Below are 23252 nucleotides of genomic sequence, written 5' to 3' on the forward strand. Positions count from 1 at the left end.
TGAAAGAAATATCTGTTTTACTCCCTAGCCATTATACTTCATTTTCATTATTTGCTTCTTTGATACGGTTGTTTACTCGTTTAAGTAAATCATCGATTTTTTTACGCTGCTTAGAATCTACTAAGATTAAAACAGTTCTCTCATCGTGTTCATTACGTTTTTTATTAAAGTAATTTTCTTGAGATAAATTTTTAACAGCTTTAACAACTTGAGGTTGTTTATAATTTAAGTGATTGATAATATCTTTAAGATAATATTCATCTTCTTTATTCTCACTAATATAAGTTAATACTGCAAATTCTTCAAAGCTGATTGAGAATTCTTTTTTAATTATACCTTTTAATCTGTCAGCATAAGTGACCATAGCTAATAATTCAAAGCAGTCATTGATTTTTGAAATAGCCATTAATGAAACCTCCCTATTTATATCATATCCATAAATCTTAAAACCCATCCTTTTAAATTTAAAGATAGTTAATTATATTATTGAATTAAGATTACTTGGATACTATACCCTAATTTATTAATTTATATCTATTTTTCTTATGAAAATACGAAAGTGTCTGTCATAATATAGTATTAATTTAAATTTAAAGAATATATTTAATGCTATATTATTTAGTTAATTATAACTAAATAAAAATAAGAAGTAAACAAATAAGTGTTTATAAAACAAATTATCTTTTAAAGATTATACTTGAATTAGCAATGTAGCATTTGCTATATTCAAAAAAAATAAGATTGTTTCTAATTTCCCTTAATTTAATAAAAATTATACTAAAAAGAATACTTTTTGGAAAGAATTTTACTAACATTTTTATATATAAATGTTTATTAATTTAGAAGTAGGATTTTTAACAACTTTTTCATCTATCAATAAGCCTTTAGTTATATTGATATACCCACTTTTTAAACTCTTTTTGTATGTTACTTCTCTTTTTTTAATTTTCCCGTTTTTTAGAATTAAAACATAGCGTTTTTGAATAATAGCTGTCGTAGGTAACTCTATGTCATTTGAGGCTAATTTGATTTTAAAGTGTGTTCCAATTCGATAATTGGGTTGTGTAGAAAGTGAAATATCGTAATATGAGACGCCATTTTTTATTTTTGATGGTATATTCGAAATTTCTTTAATTTTACTTGTGAATTGAGTGTGGTCACTAGATGTTACAGAAATATTTTGATTAATTTTTAATAAATTTAGCTCAGATTCTGATATATTAGCACGAATAATACGTTCGTCGCTATTAATTTGCAGTATCTTTTCGTTTGGTTTTGAAGGGATAGAATTAATATATGAAATATTTCCGTTAATTGGTGAAAATAAAGTGGACTTAATTGAGGATTTAGTTTGAATCATTTGTAATTTAAGTTGATTATTGAATGAATAATAATGTAAATCATTTTTAGAATTGAAAGTTTTGTTGTTACGTTCATTACTAAGTGTATTTTGGAGTTGCTTATATAAATGATCTTTCTCATAATTGTAATATTCTAACACTGGAGCGTTTTTTGATACTTTGCTATGATTTTTTACTAAAAGCTTTTGGAGTTGTCCTAAAGTGGGAGTGTAGTAGAAAGTGTAGCTGTTAAGAGGGGTTTGTATACCAGTTGTTGAAAGGAGTATTTTGGGCTTTGCTTTTATAGTTTTTATATTTTTAATATCTTCTGTTTCAGAAGTCAATTTAGAGAAGGTAATGTAACCAAAACTACAAGTTGTGACAATAAAAATGAATAGTAATGAAGAAATAACGATGCGTTGCTTGGTCATGGATGTTCACCTCTTGATATTATTGTAATGCTATTATACACGATTGTTTTAAATAAAAATATATTAATTTTAAAATATGCATTAGTTTATGTTTATATATTGTTTTATTTCGAAAAATAAAGTGAATAAATTTAATAAAATGAAAAATAGAAGGTCATCTTTAATTTTAAAATATAAAATTCTACATAAATGTTACTATAAGAAGAATCACTCATAAAAACTGCCAACAAAGACAAAACCTTTGCTGGCAGTTTGAAATAGAAATCTATTTGTGTGATGAATATACATTAATATAAGCGAAAAATTTTTATTCAGAATAAGAGGATTAAAATAATCGTAATAAAATAATACCTATAGCTATACATAATAATCCGCCTAACTTACGTGATGTTATTTTGTTTTTAGGTGAACCCAACAAACCGAAATGATCGATAATAATCCCCATAATCATTTGGCCCATCATAGCAATTATAGTAGTTAAAGCTGCTCCTAAGAAAGGCATTAAAATAATATTAGATGTTACAAATGCCATTCCTAGTATCCCTCCAATAAAATAAATAGGCTTAATCTTACCTAGTGTTTTATGAGTAGATGATATTTTTAGACTACGATTAAATACTAATGTTAATATAAATAACGCTATTGTACCCACGCTAAATGATATGAGCGAAGCAAATATGGATGAGTGTGTGTGTTGAGCTAGTGTGCTGTTAATTGTTGTTTGGATTGGTGGAGCGAAACCAAATACGAATCCAATAAGCAACCAGAATACTATTGGTGTATTCTTATGTCTATTAACAGGATGTCTACGAACATAATTCATAAATATAATTCCAGTAATTAAAAATATAATTCCAACACCTTTAAATATTGTAAAAGATTGTTGATGGGCGCCCAATAATCCAAATGTATCAATGATTACACCCATAATAATTTGCCCTGTAACCGTAATAACAACAGTAAGTGCTGCGCCTAATCTTGGTAATAATAATAAGTTTCCAGTTAAATAGATAACACCTAATAGTCCTCCTAGGACCCAAGTATAGTTAAGTGTTTGTTTAGAAAAGAATTCTGGTGTTAATACTTGTGGATGAACAATAAGATTAAGCACAAGTAAGCATATTGTTCCGACAGCAAAAGATATGGTTGAAGCATAAAAAGATGAACGGGTAAATTGGCTTAGCCTTGAGTTGATTGAAGTTTGAATAGGAAGTAACATACCAACAAAAATTCCTAAAAGATATAGAAAAAACAATGATAAAAACCAACTTTCTCAATTTAATATGATTATCATACCATTCATAATCATGTTTCTAAAATGATTGAGCCATAAGCAAAGTATAGAAATAAGTTGTGAATGTTCCAAGGTGTCATACAGCCGATACTATTTTGATGAATCATTATAATAAAATGCACATTAAACAAGTTTTAGAACTAAAAAAGCGAGACATCATTTTGAATTTGATATCTCGCTTCATATTAATAAAAGAATATTGTAAATTAAGTTCTTTTTTTCTATATTTTTAGACTTGGACAATTTTAAAAAATTTGTTCTTTCATAAAGTCTTATTTATGATTTTAGTACTTTTAATAAAATGTCAAAAATAGTGTTTTATGAATTAATTTTTATCTTCAAATATAACAGTTGTACTTTTATCAATAAGTTGTGCAGCATAAATTTTGACAGGCTTTCCCAAACTAAATCTTAAAATGTCTAATTCTAAAAGTTGGTTCATACTTTCTTTAATTAATTGTTCTGTAGTAATAGCATTAAAATCGGGTAATAGTAGTTTGACGGGTTTATTAAGATTTGATTTGAATATGAGTTCCAAAGTTTTTGACATACTGATGTATCCTCCTTAAATTAAAGATTCTGTTTTAACGATCTCGACTTTGTCATACTCTTCGCCACTAATACGTTCAATGATGGAACGAAAAGATTTGATTTGATCATTAGAAACAAGTGGATTAATGTTAGAAAAACGACGCTTATGTTCGACTACTTTACCCTCAGAATTATGTTTGATTTGAGTAAAGATAATCGTCACTTGATTGACTTCATTCATAATAAAACCTCCTTTCACTATATATATCGAAATAGATTGAAAAAAAGGTCACTTTTTTTGAAAAATTTAGGCAAATGCCTTTGATGTGATACATGCGTCATTTATCATTAATTATGAAACCCGTTTTTGAAGGTATATGAGTTAAGTAGAATTGTTAAGTAGTAATAGAGAAAAGTGGAAATTGATATTTAAAATAACCAACTTAAAAGATTGATCAGTGTCTAAACTTGCTATTTATATAGGATTAAAATATTAAGAACTCTTAATATGAGAATGAATTAGTTCAAGTTTATCGATGATTGAAAAATGATAGCCTCATGGATTCTTTCTTATATAAATAAAAGTTTTATTACCTTTTGGATATAAATAAGAATAGGTTACCTTTTGTGATATGACCATATAGGGAGAACGCGTTAGTGCTTGAATCAATGTATGCTCAATAAACGCATTCAAATCAACTATCAATATCAAATCATAAATCATGTTGCACTATAATAAGGATTAAAACTTGCTGATTTAACTAATTTAATAAAAAATATTTGATTATCATTTCTTTCAATCGGGAATATCAATTTCTATCATTTAACTATATTTTGGATATCAGATAACTTTAGAAATATTGAGGTTTATAGAAATACGATGTGTTTCAAATCGTCACCCAATGATTACACTTAATATAAATGAAAAAAGAAAAGGAGGGGTTAAATGAGTTTAGTCTATCTTATGGCGACTAATTTATTAGTCATGTTCATAGTTTTATTCACTCTGAGTCATCGTCAACTTAGAAAGATTGCGGGCTATGTTGCATTAATAGCTCCTATTGTGACATCTACATATTTTATTATGAAAATACCAGATGTGATTCGAAATAAATTTATTGCTGTTCAATTACCATGGATGCCTTCAATTGATATTAATTTAGATTTAAGATTAGATGGTTTAAGTTTAATGTTCGGTTTAATTATTTCACTAATAGGTGTGGGTGTATTTTTCTATGCCACGCAATATTTATCTCACAGTACGGACAATCTTCCTAGATTTTTCATCTATTTACTATTATTTATGTTCAGTATGATTGGCATTGTAATAGCTAATAATACCATTTTAATGTATGTATTTTGGGAACTCACAAGTATTTCCTCATTCTTGCTTATATCCTATTGGTACAATAATGGTGAAAGTCAATTAGGCGCCATTCAATCATTCATGATTACAGTGTTTGGTGGGCTAGCGTTATTAACAGGATTTATCATTTTATATATCATTACGGGAACAAACACAATTACTGATATTCTTAATCAACGCAATGCAATTTCACGACACCCATTATTTATACCAATGATTTTGATGCTTTTATTAGGTGCTTTTACTAAATCTGCACAATTTCCGTTTCATATTTGGTTACCAAAGGCCATGGCAGCACCTACACCAGTAAGTGCTTATCTTCATTCAGCAACAATGGTAAAGGCTGGTATCTTTTTACTATTTAGATTTACACCTTTATTGGGACTTAGTAATGTTTATATTTATACAGTGACATTTATTGGTCTAATAACTATGTTATTTGGATCTTTAACTGCTTTACGTCAATACGACTTAAAAGGTATACTCGCTTATTCTACAATAAGTCAATTAGGTATGATTATGACAATGGTAGGTCTAGGTGGAGGTTATGCTCAGCACACATCAGATGAATTGTCTAAGTTTTATATTTTAGTGTTATTTGCTGGCTTATTCCATTTAATGAATCATGCGGTTTTTAAATGTGCATTATTTATGGGCGTTGGTATCATTGATCACGAGTCCGGAACACGTGATATTCGTTTGCTAAATGGTATGCGTAAAGTCTTCCCTAAAATGCATATTGTCATGTTGCTCGCTGCATTATCTATGGCAGGTGTGCCTTTTTTAAACGGATTCTTAAGTAAGGAAATGTTTTTAGATTCGTTAACTAAAGCAAATGAACTTGATCAATATGGCTTCGTATTAACATTTGTGATTGTTTCAATAGGTGTCATCGCGAGTATATTGACCTTTACTTATGCACTTTACATGATAAAAGAAACATTCTGGGGAAAATACAATATAGAAAAGTTTAAACGTAAACAAATACATGAACCATGGCTATTTAGTTTACCAGCTGTGATTTTAATGTTACTCATTCCAGTTATCTTCTTTGTTCCAAACGTTTTTGGCAACTTTATTATTTTGCCCGCAACCAGATCTGTATCTGGGATAGGTGCGGAAGTTGATGCATTTGTACCACATATTTCTCAGTGGCATGGTGTGAATCTTCCATTAATTTTAAGTATAGTTGTTATTATTATTGGACTTATTTTAGCTCTAGTTGTGAATTGGAAAGAGGTTACGCATCAAATAATCAAAAGAGCTTCGATTACAGATGGCTATCGGAAAATTTATAGAGAATTTGAATTATACTCAGCTCGTGGTATACGTGCATTGATGAATAATAAATTGAATTATTACATCATGATTACATTATTTATTTTTGTAGCTATTGTAGTTTATGGATATTTGACTGTGGGTTTTCCTCATGTACATCAGCTTCATGTTAGTTCTTTCGGACCGTTGGAAGTTATCCTATCAGTTGTAACATTGATTATCGGCATTTCATTAATCTTTATTCGTCAACGACTAACGATGGTGGTATTGAATGGAATGATTGGCTTCGCAGTTACATTATATTTTATTACAATGAAAGCTCCGGATTTAGCTTTAACACAGTTAGTTGTTGAAACGATTACGACAATCTTATTTATTGTTAGTTTTTCGAGACTACCTAACATCCCTCGAGCTAAGGCAAATTTAAAAAAAGAGACCTTCAAAATCATTGTGTCACTTGTTATGGCATTGACGGTGGTATCACTTATTTTTGTTGCTCAACAAGCAGATGGTATGCCTTCAATTGCTAAATTTTATGAAGATGCATATGAACTTACAGGTGGAAAAAATATTGTCAATGCGATACTTGGTGACTTCAGAGCTTTAGATACTATGTTTGAAGGACTAGTGTTAATCATAGCTGGATTAGGTATTTATACGTTACTTAATTACAAAGATAGGAGGGGACAAGATGAAAGAGAATGATGTAGTACTTAAATCAGTTACAAAAATTGTAGTGTTTATTTTGTTAACATTTGGATTTTATGTATTTTTTGCTGGACATAATAATCCAGGTGGTGGCTTTATTGGTGGCTTGATTTTTAGCTCGGCATTTATCTTAATGTTCCTTGCCTTTGATGTAAATGAAGTGTTGAAAAGCTTGTCAATTGATTTTAAAAAATTAATGATTATAGGTTCACTCATATCTGTTGCAACTGCATCAGTGCCTATGTTTTTTGGAAAGCCATTTTTATATCAGACTGAAGCAAATGTAGCGTTTCCATTACTAGGACATGTTCATGTAACTACTGTGACTTTATTTGAGCTTGGCATCTTATTAACAGTAGTGGGTGTGATTGTTACAGTTATGCTATCTATAAGTGGGGGTAGATCATGAATTTAATATTACTCCTTGTGATAGGATTTTTAGTATTTATTGGAACTTATATGATTTTATCTATTAATTTAATTCGTATTGTTATTGGTATTTCTATTTATACACACGCCGGTAATTTAATTATTATGAGTATGGGGAAATATGGCCCCCATATGTCTGAACCACTTATTCAAGGTCATGCTCAAAACTTTGTTGATCCTTTATTACAAGCCATCGTTTTAACAGCCATTGTGATTGGATTTGGTATGACTGCGTTTTTATTGGTGTTAATATATAGAACTTACAGAGTAACTAAAGAGGATGAAATAAGTGCATTGAAAGGTGATGAAGATGATGAGTAATTTAATAATATTGCCTATGTTGTTGCCTTTTGTATGTGCCTTAATTTTAGTCTTCGCTAAAAATAAAAATCAAATTTCAAAAATCCTATCCATTACAACTATGATTGTTAATACAATTATTTCAATTGCTTTACTTATTTATGTTGTTAATCATAAACCGATAACACTTGATTTTGGGGGATGGAAAGCACCTTTCGGCATTCAATTTCTAGGTGATTCATTGAGTTTGCTTATGGTGTCAGTATCATCTTTTGTTGTTACGCTAATAATGGCATACGGCTTTGGTAGAGGAGAGAAGCGAGTCAATCGATTTCACCTTCCTACATTTATCCTTTTATTAACAGTGGGTGTTATTGGTTCGTTTTTAACATCTGATTTATTTAACCTATACGTGATGTTTGAAATTATGCTTCTTGCTTCGTTTGTACTTGTTACATTAGGACAATCTGTTGAGCAATTACGTGCAGCAATAGTATATGTTGTTCTGAATATTTTAGGTTCGTGGTTGCTTTTATTAGGAATTGGCATGTTATATAAGACAGTCGGAACACTTAATTTCTCACATTTAGCGATGCGATTGAATCATATGGAAAATAATCAAACAATAACGATAATATCTTTAGTATTTTTAGTTGCTTTTAGTTCAAAGGCAGCACTAGTAATTTTCATGTGGTTACCTAAAGCATATGCAGTGCTTAATACGGAACTTGCGGCGTTATTTGCAGCATTGATGACAAAAGTTGGGGCTTATGCACTTATTCGTTTTTTTACCTTACTATTCGATCATCATCCAAGCGTTACGCATACATTGCTCGTGTTTATGGCTTGTATCACAATGATTATCGGTGCGTTTGGTGTCATCGCTTACAAAGATATTAAGAAAATTGCGGCTTATCAAGTTATTTTGTCTATCGGATTCATTATTTTAGGTTTAGGTTCTCATACTATACCAGGTGTAAATGGTGCTATCTTCTACTTAGCCAATGATATTATCGTTAAGACATTATTGTTTTTTGTAATTGGTAGTCTTGTTTATATGTCGGGCTATCGAAATTATCAGTATTTAAGTGGACTGGCAAAAAGAGAACCATTCTTTGGTGTTGCATTTGTCGTGGTAATTTTTGCTATAGGTGGCGTGCCTCCATTTAGTGGTTTTCCGGGTAAAGTCTTAATATTCCAAGGGGCTATTACAAATGGTAATTATATTGGTTTAGCACTTATGATTGTGACAAGTTTAATAGCTATGTATAGTCTTTTTAGAGTGATGTTTATAATGTATTTTGGTGATGCTGATGGAGAACAGGTACAATTTAGACCACTACCTATTTATCGTAAAGGTTTACTTAGTGTTTTAGTTGTTGTGATATTAGCGATGGGTATTGCAGCCCCTGTTGTTCTAAAAGTAACAGAGGATGCAACAAATCTTAATATGAAAGAAGATGTCTTTCAAAAGAATGTAAATACACATTTGAAGGAGGTTAATCGTAAGTGAAGCAAGTTGTTTTAAATATTGTTATCGCGTTCCTTTGGGTACTCTTTCAAGATGAAGATGAATTTAAATTTACAACCTTCTTTGCTGGATTTTTAATTGGTTTAATTGTGATTTATATTCTACATCGCTTTTTTGGTGAAGAATTTTATTTGAAAAAGATATGGGTGGCTATTAAATTTTTAGCTGTATACCTATACCAGCTTATTACTTCTAGTATAAGTACCATAAATTACATCTTATTTAAGACGAATGAAGTTAATCCAGGTTTGCTCACATATGAAACTTCATTAAAAAGTAATTGGGCTATTACTTTTTTAACGATTTTAATTATTATTACTCCAGGATCGACAGTTATTCGAATTTCTAAAAATACTAATAAATTTTTTATTCACAGTATTGATGTGTCAGAAAAGGATAAAGAACATCTTCTAAAAAGTATTAAGCAGTATGAGGATTTAATTTTGGAGGTGACACGATGATTGAAATGTTCACTCAAATATTTATTATAAGTGCATTGGTGATTTTTGGTATGGCACTACTTGTTTGTCTAGTCAGATTAATTAAAGGTCCCACTACTGCTGATAGAGTTGTATCATTTGATGCCTCAAGTGCTGTTGTTATGTCTATTGTTGGCGTGATGAGCGTTATTTTTAATTCGGTATCTTATTTAGACTCAATCATGTTAATTGCAATTATTTCGTTTGTCAGTTCGGTCTCAATTTCAAGATTCATCGGGGAAGGACGTGTCTTCAATGGAAATCATAAAAGACATCGTTAGTCTCATTGCTGCGATATTTATTTTCTTAGGAAGTATTATTGCATTAATTAGTGCAATAGGGATTGTAAAATTTCAAGATGTCTTTCTAAGAAGTCACGCCTCAACGAAAAGTTCTACATTGTCAGTATTACTAACTGTAGTTGGTGTACTAATCTATTTTATTGTGAATTCAGGTTTTTTCAGTGTCAGATTATTATTATCACTAGTCTTTATCAATCTTACCTCTCCGGTTGGAATGCATTTGATAAGTAGAGCAGCCTACCGTAATGGTGCATATATGTACAGGAAAGACGATGCACCTAGACAATCTACTATCTTGTTAAGTCAAAAAGAGTTTAATACGCCAGAAGAATTAAAAAAACGTGCAAAACTACGAGAAGAAAGACGAGAAAAATTATACTATAAAGAAAAAGAATATATTAATAAAATAGACGATTGATTGTTTAAGCTTTTAAACTACTAGCATATAAAAGATATATCTTATATACTAGTAGTTTTTGTATATCTGAGGTGAAGATATTAATGATATAAAAGCTATTTATTTAAGAATCTGGTTAATAAATGATAAAATTATAATCAAGAATAATTGTGAATGACAGTTGTCACTAATTTTTCAATGAAATTACACATAAGCATTTTCTCGTTCGAAGAAGCGAGCTTTATAATTTAAATGTTCATGTTTGATTTCACTGATAAAGAAAATGATTGAGTTTTGAATAGTATGTTTGTGGCATGATTGAGTGTTAATAGTTATGTCCTTATAGGAATGACTTTATTGTTATTATTTCACTTCTTCAGTGTTGCAGTAGATAACCTCGCAACTTTTTATTGTTTTGATGACTAAGTTTGCAATTAAAAATTAATAAAGAGGTGAAAGTGTGGAGATATTTGAAACTCTACTCATATTTGTCGCACTAGTTATTGTGAGCTCCTTTGTACATACTTTCATACCTAAAGTACCTCTTGCATTTATCCAAATTTTTCTTGGGATGATTTTATACCTCACTCCCATTCCAGTTGAATTCAATTTTGATTCTGAATTATTTATGGTTACATTGATCGCACCATTACTATTCGTTGAGGGTGTTAATGTTTCAAGAGTACATTTAAGGAAGTATATCAAACCTGTTATGATGATGGCTCTAGGTCTTGTTATAACTACTGTTATAGGCGTAGGACTGTTTATTCATTGGATTTGGCCTGAATTACCTATAGGTGCTGCTTTCGCAATTGCAGCTATCCTTTGTCCTACAGACGCTGTTGCTGTACAAGCAATCACGAATGGTAAGGTTTTACCAAAAGGTTCAATGACCATTCTTGAAGGTGAATCTTTACTTAATGATGCTGCAGGTATCATTTCATTTAAAATTGCCGTTGGTGTATTGATTACTGGAACTTTTTCCATTTTTGATGCGATTCAACAATTTTTGATTGCCTCTATCGGAGGTGCTATTGTCGGCCTACTTATAGGTATGGCTTTAGTTAGATTTCGTTTAACATTAATGAGACGTGGCATTGAGAACATTAACATGTTTACATTTATACAATTGCTGACGCCGTTTGTCACTTATTTGATTGCTGAATTATTCCATGCATCAGGGATTATTGCAGCAGTAGTTGCGGGACTCGTGCATGGATTTGAACGTGACCGTATAGCTCAAACGAGAACACAACTTCAGATGAGCTATAATCACACATGGAGTATTTTAGGCTACGTTTTAAATGGTTTTGTGTTTTCAATTTTAGGTTTTTTAGTACCAGAGGTAATAGTGAAAATTATTAAAACTGAACCGCATAATTTATTATTCTTAATCGTCATCACATTGCTAGTCGCTCTTGCGGTGTATCTCTTTAGATTTGTGTGGGTATATGTACTTTATCCTTATTTCTATTTATCTGTCAGTCCATTCCAAAAAATGATTTCTAAAAATGATGAAGATAAAGTTACTGAGAGTAAACCTAAGCGTAGCTTATATGCACTAATCATGACTCTATGTGGTGTGCATGGAACAATTTCACTCGCAATCGCCTTAACCTTGCCATATTTATTAGCAAATCATGAAACATTTGCTTATCGAAATGATTTATTATTTATTGCTTCCGGAATGGTAATATTAAGTTTAATTATTGCACAAGTCATTCTTCCTTTAGTAACGCCTGATAGCCCTAAAGTGAAGATAGGTAATATGTCATTTAAAGAGGCGAGAATCTACATTTTAGAACATGTTATCGATTATCTAAATCAAAAATCGACGTTTGAAACGAGTTACCGTTATGGAAACGTCATTAAAGATTACCACGATAAACTCACATTTTTAAAAACGGTTGAAAAGGAAGATGAAAACTCCAAAGAACTAGAACGACTTCAAAAGATTGCATTTAACGTAGAAACAAAAACGCTAGAGAAATTGGTTGATGATGGCGAAATTACTGAGAGTGTTCTTGAAAACTATATGCGTTATGCTGAACGAACAGAAGTGTATAAACAAGCTTCGTTATTAAGACGTATTATTGTTGGTTTAAGAGGAATGCTATTGAAACGTCGTGTAAAAACAAAAATTAATTCAGCATCATCTCTTAGTGTTACTGATAACTTATTAGAATTGGGTAAAATCAATAAGCTTGTTCATTATAACGTCGTAAGTCGTTTAGCCAAAGAAGCTACTACTGATAATAAACTAGAAGTAGGTATGATTTGCGATGGATATCTGATGAGAATAGATAACTTAACACCGAACAACTTCTTTAATTCCAGACATGAAGATACACTTACCAAAATTAAATTAAATGCTTTAAGAGAACAACGTCGTATTCTAAGAGAACTAATTGAAAATGATGAGATAACAGAAGGTACTGCATTAAAATTAAGAGAATCCATTAATTATGATGAAATGGTTATTGTAGATAGTATGACATAATGAATAAAAAATAATATATAAGCAAAGCTTCCAAATGACTTCTTAAACTAAAGTTGATTTGGAAGCTTTTATCATTTTAAATGATATGGTTGCTTAGAATATATTGTTCGGTTAAACATATTTGTATAGATCGCATTCATGTAGTTTGAAATTTTATTTAAAATGAAAAAGTTGCACTAATATCAATTGATTAGTGCAACTAACGTCTCCATGGGGAGGATAATGGATACCACGGAGATAACTGAGTGATTATTTGTGGCTTTAGTAACTATTCAAAAATTGAATAGAACTTATAAATATTAATTACAATTAATGACACAAGTAATTAGATATTCATTGTATATACATTATTCATACTTATCGCTCAAAAATATGAAGTAATGTATTGGTACATCATCATTATTTAAAGCACCATTTACGGAGAGGGTGGGGCTTCAGTTTATTTATGATAATGTACAGCTAACTAATACCACCATATCGTGTGTAAAAGATGTTGTTTATATTATAGGAGGGTAATATAAAACCACACGATATGGGACTACTAGTTATATAGTATGATGAGTATAAAGAAGTAATCCTCTGCTCAAAATGTTTAAATATAATGGCAGACGATGACTGAGTTGAAAGTTGGCTTGAAATAAGTTGTTTCAACTATAGTCTTCGTTGCCATTAGCGACTGAATTCAAAACGAATCCGGTCTTATTAACATATCATTTAGGGCTATTTTTACCATGTTATTTCATACTACCATGTATTGTATCAATATTAGATTTCATCATTTTATAGTATGAATCCCCTTTAGTACCTTTCTTACCTATAGAGTCGGTAAATACTTCACCATAAATATCTTTCTTAGTTTCTTCTGATAAACTTTGCATAGCTTTTTTATCTACGCTCGTTTCAACTAATAAATGTTTTAAATGATGATCTTTAACAAATTTAATAGCTTGTTTCATTTGACCAGGTGTACCTTGTTTTTCTGTGTTTATCTCCCAAATATAACCTGGTTTAACATCGAATTGTTGAGCAAAATATTTAAATGCACCTTCACTTGTCATCATGGCACGTTGATTTTGGGGTATGTCATCAAATTTATTTTTACTATCTTTATTAAGTTCTTCTAATTTTGATATATATGCATTCCCTTGCTTTTCATATGTAGACTTATCTTTTTTATCATGATGTTCTAGTGATTTTTGTATTGTTTTTACGTATTTAATTCCATTATCTAAACTTAACCATGCATGAGGATCTTGTTTGTTTTTGTTACCTTCCTCACCATTTAAGTATATTGGTTTAACATTATTTGATGCTGCTATCACACTTTTATCTTTTGTTGATTTTCCTGCTTGGTCAAGTGCTTTTTCAAACCAACCATTTCCAGTTTCTAGGTTTAAACCATTATAAAATACAACGTCAGCATCTGTTAATGCTTTAATATCTTTAGGCTTAACCTCATATTCATGTGGGTCTTGTCCTACTGGAACGATGCTATGAACATCGACCTTATTTCCACCGACACGTTTAACCATGTCATAGAGAATAGAGTTTGTAGTTACAACTTTTAATTTTCCTTCATGTGAGTGATGTTCATGGTTACTTTGATTCCCACACGCGGCAAGGATAATTAAAAATGCTATTACTAAAGCGAGAATTTTTTTCACGTTAAAGCGCTCCTTTTTTGTTTATTTTTAATTCTAGTGATTGATAGCGTTACAATATAAATCATAAAGGTACAGATTACAATAGTTGCTCCACTTGGAATATTATATATATAACTAAAATATAGACCGATAATCGAACTTATCACGCTGATTATGCTTGCAATTACCATCATGGTATAAAGTTGTTTACTGATTAAAAAAGCTGTAGATGCTGGAGTAATTAGTAAAGCAACTACAAGGATGATTCCAACTGTTTGTATGCTCGCAACAGTCACAAGTGCGAGTAATAACATGACAAAGTAGTGAATTATTGTTGTGTTCAGACCGCTCATACGACTAAAAGTTGAATCAAATGTTGAAATCATTAAAGGTCTATAAAAGATAATAATAAGTAAAATAACTAATACAGTAATGACAATTGTTGTCCAAAATGATTGATGCGTAATTGCTAATAAATTACCAAATAAAATGTGATATAAATCTGTTGTACTATTGATTAAACTAATAATTATGACGCCAGATGCTAGGAATGCAGTGAAACTAATTCCTATTGCAGCATCTGGTTTTGTTTTACTGTTTGAAGTAATAAAACCAATAAACAAACTTGCAAGCATTCCTGTTACAAGTGCCCCGATAAACATTGGAATATTAAATAAGAAAGATAAAGCAACACCTGGTAAAACAGCATGACTCATGGCATCACCCATTAAAGAAAGACCGCGTAAAACAATAATGCTACCCATCGTCCCACATACAATCCCAACTAAAATAGATGTGATTAATGCACGGTTTAAAAATTGATAACTAAGTAAATGGTTAAAGAAATCTAACATCTAATTCGTACTCCCTTGTGAGGATAGTGTTAAAAGCGAATCATCTTTGTAATTAATGAAAGTTGCATTTAATCGTTTAGATGATAGGGCTTCTTTTGTTGGCCCCAAAAATTGCAACGATTGATTTAATAATAAAATGCGATCAAAATATTGATCTGCTTTTGATAAATCATGATGAACAATTAAAATCAATTTACCCATATGTCTTAAATGTTTAATTTTCTTCATAATCAGTTGTTCGCTGTAAATGTCGATGCCAACAAAAGGTTCGTCTAAACAATAAATATCACTATTACTCATAAGTGCTCTTGCAACAAGAACACGTTGTAATTGTCCACCACTTAATTCTGCAATTTGCCGATGGCGTATATGGTCGAGTTCTAAATCATTCAGTAATTGGTTAAGTTTCGTTTTTTCAACTACACTTGCTTTTTTAAACCATCCAATGTCTTCATAACATCCTGATAGTATCACTTGATCCACTTTTATAGGAAAATCTAAATCAATATGTGCTTTTTGTGGGATATATGTAATATATCTAAGCTGTGTATGTATAGGGTGATCATATAATGTATGTTTACCAGTCGCTTTAAATTCTCCAATAAATGCTTTGAGAAGAGATGATTTACCGGCACCATTAGGTCCTACAATACCAATGATTTCACCATTTATAGGTAATGAGAATGTAATATCTTTAAGAATGTGCTTTTTTCCCAAAAATAAATTCAAATGATTCACTTCGAGCAATAATTAAAACCTCCTAATAAAAAGTTTAGGTTAACCTAATTTATTTTATAATATACCCTGAAGTTTTAACATGTCAAGTTAATTCATGGTACAATAAAGTGAATGTGTGAGGTGAAACGATGTTAACTGAAGAAAAAGAGGATTATTTGAAAGCAATTTTGACTAATGATGGCGACGTGTCCTTTGTATCAAATAAAAAACTATCGCAATTTTTAAATATCAAACCACCATCAGTAAGTGAAATGGTGGGTCGTTTAGAAAAGGAAGGCTATGTTGAAACAAAACACTATAAAGGTGCCCGTTTAACTGAAGAAGGATTAAAGCAAACGTTAGACATCATTAAGCGACATCGATTACTAGAATTATTTTTAATAGAAATTTTACAATATAATTGGGAAGAAGTTCATCAAGAAGCTGAAATACTTGAACATCGGATATCAGATTTATTTGTAGAACGTTTAGATAAGATTTTAAACTTTCCGAAAACGTGCCCTCATGGAGGCGTCATTCCTAGAGGTGATCAATATAAAGAAATTTTTACTACGTCAATTCTCAATTTTGAACCTGGAGAATGTGTTACTGTACGACGAGTTCGTGATAAGACAGAGTTGTTAGTTTACTTATCAAGTAAGGATATTTATATTGGAAATACAGTTGAAGTTGTATCCAAAGATGATACCAATAAGGTTATTATTCTTAAGAGGAATGATATTGTAACAATTTTAAGCTATGAAAATGCGATGAATATTTTTGCAGAAAAATAAACGATAAAAAGAGCCTAGGATTAATTTCCTAGGCATTTTTAAGGTATTGGAATTTCGTGAAAAAATTTAAATGTGTTTGTAATAAGCGTTTTAAGTCATTGCCTCGTTGTTAGAATGTGATTACCAATTCAATGTATAGAATGATGAAATTTATGTATCGTATTTATAGTATTGTGTATTTGATTAATAAATACACAGTATAGAAATTGAATAATATCCATACCAAACTAAAGATAAAGGTGGGTACTCGAGTAATCTCCGTTAAAGCACTGCCATCCCAAGAAGGTTTAGGTCGTTGAAAGGTAAGACGAAAAATCGTCCATGATGATTGTAATATTTCACCTAAAAGTACGCCTAAAATAAAATGGTAACTTAATGTGACGATGTCATAAATGAACCATTGATGGTCTTGCCTAAATACTAAATAGAGTAAACTTGAGATGAGTATAATGACAATCAAAGGTGATAGTTTACGGGAAGTAATAAAGAAATAATATATAAAAATAAGTAAATATATAGTGATAAATATACTTGGATATTGATAGTGAATAGATACCAATCCAGTTAAAAACATCAATGGTGGCATAAGATAACCGCCTATAGTTGTAATGAACTGACCTAAGTATCCTTTAGATTGTGTAATGGCATAGCCTTGTTGTGAAGTGACGTTTCTTTCTCGAGGGCTTGTCACAATGACAAGATCTTTGGCCTTCCCACCAACGAGTTTGTTAAATAAGACGTGTCCAAATTCGTGTGTAAGTACCGGTATATAATTTAAATAAATATCTAAGAAAGCGTTAAAGCCTTTATATCTATAATAGTGTATGATTAAGTAAAGCAGTCCAATAACTAAAATAAGATAGATATTTAATTGGATAGTTGTAGTAATAAAATTTTGTATATGAATCATAAGTGGACCTCGTATTTTTAAAAGTTAAAATCATCTTTATTTAATTATATATGAAAAGACTATGGATATCCTTTAGACTTTAGATGTAAATGATTAGAAAATATTTTTTGTTTAAATTTTCATGTGTTAAAATATTCATGCATTTTAAACGTGTTGTAAAGTGGGGATTGGATATGTATCAAAACCAAAGAATAAAAAATAAAATTAACATATTAGGTGTAAATTTTGATAATACTACAATGTTGGAAATGGTAGAAAATATTAAACAGTTCATATCTAGTAATACAGATGATAATTTATTTATAGTGACTGCTAATCCTGAAATCGTGGATTATGCAACTGAACATGAGCAATATAGGAATTTAATTAATCAAGCTGATTATGTAGTTCCAGATGGTACAGGAATAGTAAAAGCTTCAAAGCGATTAAAACAGCCATTAAAACGGCGTGTGCCAGGAATAGAACTTCTTGAAGAATGTTTGAAAATAGCACATGTCAGCCATCAGCGTGTATATCTGCTTGGATCTAAAAATGAAATTATTGAGACAGCAGAGAAAAAGCTTCAATCTCAATATCCTAATATTCACTTTGCACATCATCATGGCTATATTCATCTAGAAGATGAAACAGTCATAAAGCGTATAACAAGTTTTAATCCTGATTACATTTTTGTAGGAATGGGATTTCCAAAGCAAGAACAATGGATTCAAAAGCATAAGGACAAATTTAAACACACTGTAATGATGGGCGTAGGTGGGTCGTTTGAAGTATTCAGTGGCTCAAAGAAAAGGGCACCTCAAATATTTAGAAAGTTAAATATTGAGTGGGTATACCGTGTACTTATCGATTGGAAACGCATTGGGAGAATGATAAGTATTCCTAAATTTATGTTAAAGGTAGCAATACAAAAATATAAAATGAAATCAAAATAAGTGTAAAAAAGGGAGGCAATCAATTCGGATGAATTTTATTGCACTCCCTTAATGTTTTAGTTTTACTTTCTTCAAATTTATTTTACGACAAAACGTGACTCATCTAATTTATTTCTAAATTCCTTTTGTTCTGCTTTAGATTTTTTCTTAAAAGTTTTAAGAAATGCCTCATAATCAGGTAATACTTCTTCAAGTTCGCCGAATTCTTTTAGTTTACCGCCCTCTATCCAAGCGATTTTTGTACAAAATTCGCGCACTTGTCTAATATTATGACTAACAAAAAATATTGTTTTTTTAGCCGCTTTAAATTCATAAATTTTATCTAAACATTTTTGAGTAAATGTTTGATCGCCTACTGATAATGCTTCGTCAATAACTAATATGTCAGGATTAACAGTAATATTAATTGAAAATCCAAGTTTTGCACGCATACCACTTGAATATTTTTTAACAGGTTGATAAATAAATTCGCCGAGTTCACTAAATTCTATAATTTCCGGCATTAATTTTTTAATTTCTTTCCTTTTAAAGCCCATGCAGAGCATTTTAAATTCAATATTTTCTACACCTGTCAATTGTCCGTTTAAACCTGCATTAATAGCGATGACACTCACATCACCATGTCTTGTTATTTCACCGGAACTTGGTGAAATTGAGCCACCAATCATATTACTTAAAGTAGACTTACCTGAACCGTTGATGCCGACTAAGCCTATCACATCTCCCTCATGCGCTGTTAAACTTACGTTATCCAGAGCGTAAAATGTTTTATTTTTGTTTTTAGGTATTAATGCATCTTTAATTCTATCTTTATTATTTCTATAGATACGGTATTCTTTTGTCAAATTTTCAATATTTACCGAAACGCTCATTTTGTACCATCCTTATAAACATTTATATAGATTATAATATACAACACATCAGTTGTTAAATTTATTAACCTAGTGTAAAGTGAATAGAAGATTTTATTGAAAATAAATTTAACACAGTGAGTTAAGAAAGTGGTTCATTTTCTAAAATTCAATCTTACACGAAATTTCTAACAATTTTTAACTGAATTGATTGTATAATATAATGAGCTTATGATAAACAGTTAAATGTTATTATTTAAGAATGGACTCAATGAATCAAATTAAAGAGAAACTATTAATGATTTACAATAGATAGATAATCTATTATAGGAGAAAGCGTGGTTAAGTTTAATGTTCGCAGTTGGAACGGTTTTAAAAGAACATATCAAAAACTTCTATTTAATTCAAAGACTAGCACAATTCCAAATTAAAATTACCAATCATAATAACTATCTGGGTATTGCATGGGAAGTATTGAACCCTGCTTTACAAATCATGGTGTACTGGCTTGTTTTTGGTTTAGGAATTAGAAGCAATGCACCAATACATGGCATTCCGTTTGTATTTTGGTTGTTAGTTGGTATAAGTATGTGGTTCTTTATTAATCAAGGTGTGTTAGAAGGGACTAAATCAATCTCTCAGAAATTCAATCAAGTGGCAAAGATGAATTTCCCACTTTCAATCATTCCTACTTATATTGTAACAAGTAGGTTCTATGGTCATTTAGGATTATTAGCAATTATTATAATAGCTTGTATGTGCAATGGAATTATCCCTTCAATTCACATTGTACAATTACTTATATATGTACCTTTTGCATATTTACTAACATCGTCGGTGGCACTTTTAACATCAACTTTGGGGATTTTAATTAGAGATACGCAGATGATTATGCAAGCATTAATGAGAATATTGTTTTATATGTCTCCGATTTTATGGGTGCCAAAAAATCATGGCGTAAGTGGTTTGATTCATCAAATTATGTTATTTAATCCAGTATATTTTATCGCAGAATCATACCGAGCAGCAATATTGTTCCATCAATGGTATTTCATAGATCATTGGAAGTTAATGCTATATAACGTTATTATCATTCTCTTATTCTTTATAGTAGGTTCTATTTTACATAGACGCTATAGAGATCACTTTGCGGACTTCTTGTAAAAGTGTCAATCAAGAGAGTTCTATTAACGGTTTACCATAAAATGAATTAATATTTAGCTTATTATTAAAGATTTAGTTTTTTATAAAAAGAAATTTTTAAATAACTGGTTGTTAGAAATAGTTCAAATTTAATATATGCCATATTGACATTATGAGGTAGGACAATGGATTCAAGATGAATTCGTAGTCCTACTTTTTTAATAATATCGAGACTTTTAGTAGAATTTTTGAGTAAATTAAAAATTATTTGCTTTTATTTTCTTTGAAAGTAAGTATCGTTTATAATTTGATATAATGATTGGAAATTTAAAGATGGTGAAAAAATGAGATTGATAATTAAAAAGATTTATATCTTAGCTATTGTGCTTTTAAATATGATTTTTAAACCGTTTAATGTTAATTCGAAGCACATTGTGATAATGATGACCTTTAAGCAAGATGTTTTGCCTATTATAGAGGCCTTATGTAGTGAAGGATACCATGTAACGGTTATTGGTAAAAAAATATACCAGAAAGATATTAATAACATTAATCATGCATATTTTATACCCGCCGGAAATAAATATATTATGAAACATATGAAAGTATTAAGTAAAGCAAAGGTTATTATTTTAGATACGTATTATTTAATGATGGGTGGCTATCAGAAGAAAAAAGGGCAAACTGTTATTCAAACATGGCATGCTGCCGGTGCTCTAAAAAATTTTGGTTTAACTGATCATCAAGTTGATTTAAAAAACAAGGCTATGGTAAGACAATACAAAAAAGTTTATGATGCTACCGATTATTATTTGATAGGTGGGGAGAAAATGGCTCAATGTTTTATACAATCGTTTGATGCATCACCATCGCAAATGTTAAAGTTTGGACTTCCAAGACTGACCCAATACTTTAGAAGTAATCTTAAGTTAGAACAACAACGATTAAAAAAGAAATATCATATTACAAATAAACTCGCAGTATATGTTCCGACCTATAGAGAAGGTCAAGTAGCACAACGTACTATTGATAAAGAAAACTTTGAACGGCACTTGCCGAATTATACGTTATTGAGTCATTTGCATCCTTCGACTGTTGATTGTCAAACTGCTCATTCAATCGATGTCACCTCATTGTTAATTATGGCGGATATTATTATAAGTGATTATAGCTCATTACCTATTGAAGCAAGTGCACTTAATAAACCGACACTTATTTATAATTATGATGAACAACAATATGAAAAAGTAAGAGGATTGAATGAATTTTATTATGCAATTCCTGAACGGTATAAAATGAGTAATGAAGAGTCAATTATACAAGCGATACATGATAACGATGAGCAATTTCAATCTTTATTTAATGATTGGCATCAATATAATTCAAAAGATAGTCTTAACCAGTTAGTCCATTTTATTAATAAGTTGGTGAAATAATGAAATTAGCAATAATTATTCCAGTGTATAACGCTGAAGAAACGATTAAACGGGCCATACTCTCAGTTGATACTAGTGTGCCTTATGAGATTATTTGTATCAATGATGGTTCAACTGATCAAACACAACATGTACTAACAGAACTACAACAAAAACATCCTCACATCAAAGTCACTCATCAGAGTAATCAAGGAGCAGCTCGAAGTAGAAATGTTGGCTTAGAAGCTATGTCTGAAGATGTTGATGCATTTTTATTTTTAGACGCAGATGATGAGTTTTTACCTAGTAGGATTGATTTAATGGTGGATGCTTTTAAGAAAAACAAAGAAACCGATATTGTTATCGGTCAAATGGCCAGAGAAGTTAACGGCGAATGGCAAGTCATTTCGACCCATCAATCTATGGTGAAAGATGCGATTGTCACACTTGATCGTAAACCGGATATTTTACAATCGATAGGACCTGGAGCAAAATTATTTAGCACGAAGTATGCCGGATTACGTTTTGATGAAGATGTCGTTTTCTGTGAAGAACATACCTTTATTGTCAAAGCGTTCTCTAAAGCGCGAGATATTCAACTTATACCTAACATTGTATATGGCTATAATGAGAGAGAAGGATCAGTAACAGCGCAACGTGCTGATACATTTTTACCTTATATGAGTGATGCGTTAAAAGTTCGTCAACGCGTGATGGAATTACTATTATTATTAGATGAAAAAATCTACTATAGTTATCGAATGGATAACCTCATAGTAAGTTACTTAATACAGGCGCATTTAAAGAAAAATAACAAAATGACGCAATCTTTGCTTGAAAGTGTTATAGCTTATATGAAAGCTATGCAGCATACACATTACTCGGGAGAGGCTATGTTTCGAATTGTTAGAGCTGTTGAACAGAGTGCAACGCATTGGACAAAGCCTTTATACTTACAATGGAAAAAGGCACTTAGTGAGGTTGGAATTGGCAGACCAGGCTTAATTCGTTTTAAACTTCAAGTTATACCTAAAAAGTTATCATTTTCTGGTAAAGAATCACTAAAAAGAATTTTTAAAAAATAACTTTTCTTTGAAGTAAGTTTTA

The 23252-nt window shown here is 30.6% G+C and carries 23 protein-coding genes; 13 read left to right on the forward strand and 10 right to left on the reverse strand.

Annotated features, from left to right (window positions below; translation table 11 throughout):
• Positions 1 to 31: 31 nt before the first annotated feature.
• From sarA to HMPREF3241_RS04570, 5 genes are all read right to left on the reverse strand, one after another.
• Positions 32 to 406 (reverse strand): global transcriptional regulator SarA, encoded by a 375-nt coding sequence (sarA, locus tag HMPREF3241_RS04550; RefSeq protein WP_002475867.1) that lies wholly within the window; start codon positions 404 to 406, stop codon positions 32 to 34.
• A gap of 411 nt (positions 407 to 817) precedes the next feature.
• Positions 818 to 1771, reverse strand: coding sequence for an efflux RND transporter periplasmic adaptor subunit (locus HMPREF3241_RS04555; RefSeq protein ID WP_002445819.1), 954 nt, complete (start codon positions 1769 to 1771; stop codon positions 818 to 820).
• 325 nt (positions 1772 to 2096) lie between these two features.
• The gene (locus HMPREF3241_RS04560) at positions 2097 to 3026 is read right to left on the reverse strand and encodes a DMT family transporter (RefSeq protein WP_002487600.1); all 930 of its coding nucleotides are present in this window, start codon (positions 3024 to 3026) and stop codon (positions 2097 to 2099) included.
• Positions 3027 to 3390: 364 nt separating this feature from the next.
• Positions 3391 to 3615, reverse strand: coding sequence for a DUF2922 domain-containing protein (locus HMPREF3241_RS04565; protein ID WP_001832040.1), 225 nt, complete (start codon positions 3613 to 3615; stop codon positions 3391 to 3393).
• A 15-nt stretch (positions 3616 to 3630) separates the two neighbouring features.
• Complete coding sequence (locus HMPREF3241_RS04570; RefSeq protein ID WP_001832147.1) at positions 3631 to 3837, reverse strand: sigS mRNA-stabilizing protein SroA; 207 nt, start codon at positions 3835 to 3837, stop codon at positions 3631 to 3633.
• Between the two features lie 705 nt (positions 3838 to 4542).
• Here HMPREF3241_RS04570 and HMPREF3241_RS04575 point away from each other — a divergent pair.
• The 8 genes from HMPREF3241_RS04575 to HMPREF3241_RS04610 all read left to right on the forward strand — a co-directional run bounded on the left by HMPREF3241_RS04575 (position 4543) and on the right by HMPREF3241_RS04610 (position 12886).
• A complete protein-coding gene (locus tag HMPREF3241_RS04575) occupies positions 4543 to 6945 on the forward strand; it encodes a DUF4040 family protein (RefSeq protein ID WP_002445822.1) in 2403 nt (800 codons plus the stop codon).
• Entirely contained in the window at positions 6932 to 7357 is a 426-nt protein-coding gene (gene mnhB2 / locus HMPREF3241_RS04580) for a Na+/H+ antiporter Mnh2 subunit B (protein ID WP_002445823.1), read from the forward strand. The genes HMPREF3241_RS04575 and mnhB2 overlap by 14 nt, the downstream gene beginning before the upstream one ends.
• Positions 7354 to 7698, forward strand: coding sequence for a Na+/H+ antiporter Mnh2 subunit C (gene mnhC2 / locus HMPREF3241_RS04585; RefSeq protein WP_001832057.1), 345 nt, complete (start codon positions 7354 to 7356; stop codon positions 7696 to 7698). Before mnhB2 ends, mnhC2 begins: the two co-directional genes overlap by 4 nt.
• The gene (mnhD2, locus tag HMPREF3241_RS04590; protein ID WP_079994826.1) at positions 7688 to 9190 is read left to right on the forward strand and encodes a Na+/H+ antiporter Mnh2 subunit D; all 1503 of its coding nucleotides are present in this window, start codon (positions 7688 to 7690) and stop codon (positions 9188 to 9190) included. Before mnhC2 ends, mnhD2 begins: the two co-directional genes overlap by 11 nt.
• Positions 9187 to 9669 carry a Na+/H+ antiporter Mnh2 subunit E gene (gene mnhE2 / locus HMPREF3241_RS04595; RefSeq protein ID WP_002445825.1) on the forward strand — a complete coding sequence of 161 codons (483 nt, stop codon included), beginning with the start codon at positions 9187 to 9189 and terminating at the stop codon, positions 9667 to 9669. Before mnhD2 ends, mnhE2 begins: the two co-directional genes overlap by 4 nt.
• Complete coding sequence (gene mnhF2, locus HMPREF3241_RS04600; RefSeq protein ID WP_001832031.1) at positions 9666 to 9968, forward strand: Na+/H+ antiporter Mnh2 subunit F; 303 nt, start codon at positions 9666 to 9668, stop codon at positions 9966 to 9968. Before mnhE2 ends, mnhF2 begins: the two co-directional genes overlap by 4 nt.
• Positions 9943 to 10407 (forward strand): Na+/H+ antiporter Mnh2 subunit G, encoded by a 465-nt coding sequence (gene mnhG2, locus HMPREF3241_RS04605; RefSeq protein WP_002445826.1) that lies wholly within the window; start codon positions 9943 to 9945, stop codon positions 10405 to 10407. Before mnhF2 ends, mnhG2 begins: the two co-directional genes overlap by 26 nt.
• 439 nt (positions 10408 to 10846) lie before the next feature.
• Positions 10847 to 12886, forward strand: a complete 2040-nt coding sequence (locus tag HMPREF3241_RS04610) for a cation:proton antiporter (RefSeq protein WP_002445827.1) — start codon at positions 10847 to 10849, stop codon at positions 12884 to 12886.
• A 734-nt stretch (positions 12887 to 13620) separates the two neighbouring features.
• Here the strand turns inward: HMPREF3241_RS04610 and mntC are convergent.
• Genes mntC through HMPREF3241_RS04625 form a run of 3 tightly spaced genes read right to left on the reverse strand, consistent with a single transcriptional unit; the run spans position 13621 to position 16130 of the window.
• Positions 13621 to 14550 (reverse strand): manganese ABC transporter substrate-binding lipoprotein MntC, encoded by a 930-nt coding sequence (gene mntC, locus HMPREF3241_RS04615; RefSeq protein WP_002445828.1) that lies wholly within the window; start codon positions 14548 to 14550, stop codon positions 13621 to 13623.
• On the reverse strand, positions 14547 to 15383 hold the full coding sequence (locus HMPREF3241_RS04620) for a metal ABC transporter permease (protein WP_002445829.1): 837 nt from the start codon (positions 15381 to 15383) through the stop codon (positions 14547 to 14549). The genes mntC and HMPREF3241_RS04620 overlap by 4 nt, the downstream gene beginning before the upstream one ends.
• The gene (locus tag HMPREF3241_RS04625) at positions 15384 to 16130 is read right to left on the reverse strand and encodes a metal ABC transporter ATP-binding protein (protein WP_002445830.1); all 747 of its coding nucleotides are present in this window, start codon (positions 16128 to 16130) and stop codon (positions 15384 to 15386) included.
• Positions 16131 to 16249: 119 nt separating this feature from the next.
• Between HMPREF3241_RS04625 and HMPREF3241_RS04630 the strand changes: the two genes are divergently transcribed.
• Entirely contained in the window at positions 16250 to 16894 is a 645-nt protein-coding gene (locus tag HMPREF3241_RS04630) for a metal-dependent transcriptional regulator (protein ID WP_002445831.1), read from the forward strand.
• 163 nt (positions 16895 to 17057) lie between these two features.
• On the opposite strand, the gene HMPREF3241_RS04635 is transcribed toward HMPREF3241_RS04630, so the two are convergent.
• Positions 17058 to 17804, reverse strand: a complete 747-nt coding sequence (locus HMPREF3241_RS04635) for a M50 family metallopeptidase (RefSeq protein ID WP_002445832.1) — start codon at positions 17802 to 17804, stop codon at positions 17058 to 17060.
• 173 nt (positions 17805 to 17977) lie between these two features.
• On the opposite strand from HMPREF3241_RS04635, the gene tarA reads away from it, so the two are divergent.
• On the forward strand, positions 17978 to 18736 hold the full coding sequence (tarA, locus tag HMPREF3241_RS04640; protein ID WP_002496387.1) for an N-acetylglucosaminyldiphosphoundecaprenol N-acetyl-beta-D-mannosaminyltransferase TarA: 759 nt from the start codon (positions 17978 to 17980) through the stop codon (positions 18734 to 18736).
• A gap of 77 nt (positions 18737 to 18813) precedes the next feature.
• Here the strand turns inward: tarA and tagH are convergent, their stop codons facing one another.
• Positions 18814 to 19608: a teichoic acids export ABC transporter ATP-binding subunit TagH gene (gene tagH / locus HMPREF3241_RS04645; protein WP_001832071.1), complete on the reverse strand. Its 795-nt coding sequence runs from the start codon at positions 19606 to 19608 to the stop codon at positions 18814 to 18816.
• Positions 19609 to 19938: 330 nt separating this feature from the next.
• Between tagH and HMPREF3241_RS04650 the strand changes: the two genes are divergently transcribed.
• From HMPREF3241_RS04650 to HMPREF3241_RS04660, 3 genes are all read left to right on the forward strand, one after another.
• On the forward strand, positions 19939 to 20751 hold the full coding sequence (locus tag HMPREF3241_RS04650; RefSeq protein ID WP_002445834.1) for an ABC transporter permease: 813 nt from the start codon (positions 19939 to 19941) through the stop codon (positions 20749 to 20751).
• Between the two features lie 323 nt (positions 20752 to 21074).
• Positions 21075 to 22166, forward strand: coding sequence for a teichoic acid glycerol-phosphate primase TarB (gene tarB / locus HMPREF3241_RS04655; protein ID WP_002445835.1), 1092 nt, complete (start codon positions 21075 to 21077; stop codon positions 22164 to 22166).
• The gene (locus HMPREF3241_RS04660; protein ID WP_002499999.1) at positions 22166 to 23230 is read left to right on the forward strand and encodes a glycosyltransferase family 2 protein; all 1065 of its coding nucleotides are present in this window, start codon (positions 22166 to 22168) and stop codon (positions 23228 to 23230) included. The genes tarB and HMPREF3241_RS04660 overlap by 1 nt, the downstream gene beginning before the upstream one ends.
• The last annotated feature ends 22 nt before the right edge of the window (positions 23231 to 23252 follow it).

Origin of the sequence: Staphylococcus sp. HMSC34G04 (assembly GCF_001838765.1) — a bacterium.
Classification (GTDB): Bacteria; Bacillota; Bacilli; order Staphylococcales; family Staphylococcaceae; genus Staphylococcus; species Staphylococcus epidermidis.

What these genes read in the sequence shown, in the direction of transcription:
- sarA (WP_002475867.1), bottom strand. Translation starts at nt 406, where the DNA reads ATGGCTATTTCAAAAATCAATGACTGCTTTGAATTATTAGCTATGGTC.
- HMPREF3241_RS04555 (WP_002445819.1), bottom strand. Translation starts at nt 1,771, where the DNA reads ATGACCAAGCAACGCATCGTTATTTCTTCATTACTATTCATTTTTATT.
- HMPREF3241_RS04565 (WP_001832040.1), bottom strand. Translation starts at nt 3,615, where the DNA reads ATGTCAAAAACTTTGGAACTCATATTCAAATCAAATCTTAATAAACCC.
- HMPREF3241_RS04570 (WP_001832147.1), bottom strand. Translation starts at nt 3,837, where the DNA reads ATGAATGAAGTCAATCAAGTGACGATTATCTTTACTCAAATCAAACAT.
- HMPREF3241_RS04575 (WP_002445822.1), top strand. Translation starts at nt 4,543, where the DNA reads ATGAGTTTAGTCTATCTTATGGCGACTAATTTATTAGTCATGTTCATA.
- mnhB2 (WP_002445823.1), top strand. Translation starts at nt 6,932, where the DNA reads ATGAAAGAGAATGATGTAGTACTTAAATCAGTTACAAAAATTGTAGTG.
- mnhC2 (WP_001832057.1), top strand. Translation starts at nt 7,354, where the DNA reads ATGAATTTAATATTACTCCTTGTGATAGGATTTTTAGTATTTATTGGA.
- mnhD2 (WP_079994826.1), top strand. Translation starts at nt 7,688, where the DNA reads ATGATGAGTAATTTAATAATATTGCCTATGTTGTTGCCTTTTGTATGT.
- mnhF2 (WP_001832031.1), top strand. Translation starts at nt 9,666, where the DNA reads ATGATTGAAATGTTCACTCAAATATTTATTATAAGTGCATTGGTGATT.
- mnhG2 (WP_002445826.1), top strand. Translation starts at nt 9,943, where the DNA reads ATGGAAATCATAAAAGACATCGTTAGTCTCATTGCTGCGATATTTATT.
- HMPREF3241_RS04620 (WP_002445829.1), bottom strand. Translation starts at nt 15,383, where the DNA reads ATGTTAGATTTCTTTAACCATTTACTTAGTTATCAATTTTTAAACCGT.
- HMPREF3241_RS04630 (WP_002445831.1), top strand. Translation starts at nt 16,250, where the DNA reads ATGTTAACTGAAGAAAAAGAGGATTATTTGAAAGCAATTTTGACTAAT.
- HMPREF3241_RS04635 (WP_002445832.1), bottom strand. Translation starts at nt 17,804, where the DNA reads ATGATTCATATACAAAATTTTATTACTACAACTATCCAATTAAATATC.
- tarA (WP_002496387.1), top strand. Translation starts at nt 17,978, where the DNA reads ATGTATCAAAACCAAAGAATAAAAAATAAAATTAACATATTAGGTGTA.
- tagH (WP_001832071.1), bottom strand. Translation starts at nt 19,608, where the DNA reads ATGAGCGTTTCGGTAAATATTGAAAATTTGACAAAAGAATACCGTATC.
- HMPREF3241_RS04650 (WP_002445834.1), top strand. Translation starts at nt 19,939, where the DNA reads ATGTTCGCAGTTGGAACGGTTTTAAAAGAACATATCAAAAACTTCTAT.
- tarB (WP_002445835.1), top strand. Translation starts at nt 21,075, where the DNA reads ATGAGATTGATAATTAAAAAGATTTATATCTTAGCTATTGTGCTTTTA.
- HMPREF3241_RS04660 (WP_002499999.1), top strand. Translation starts at nt 22,166, where the DNA reads ATGAAATTAGCAATAATTATTCCAGTGTATAACGCTGAAGAAACGATT.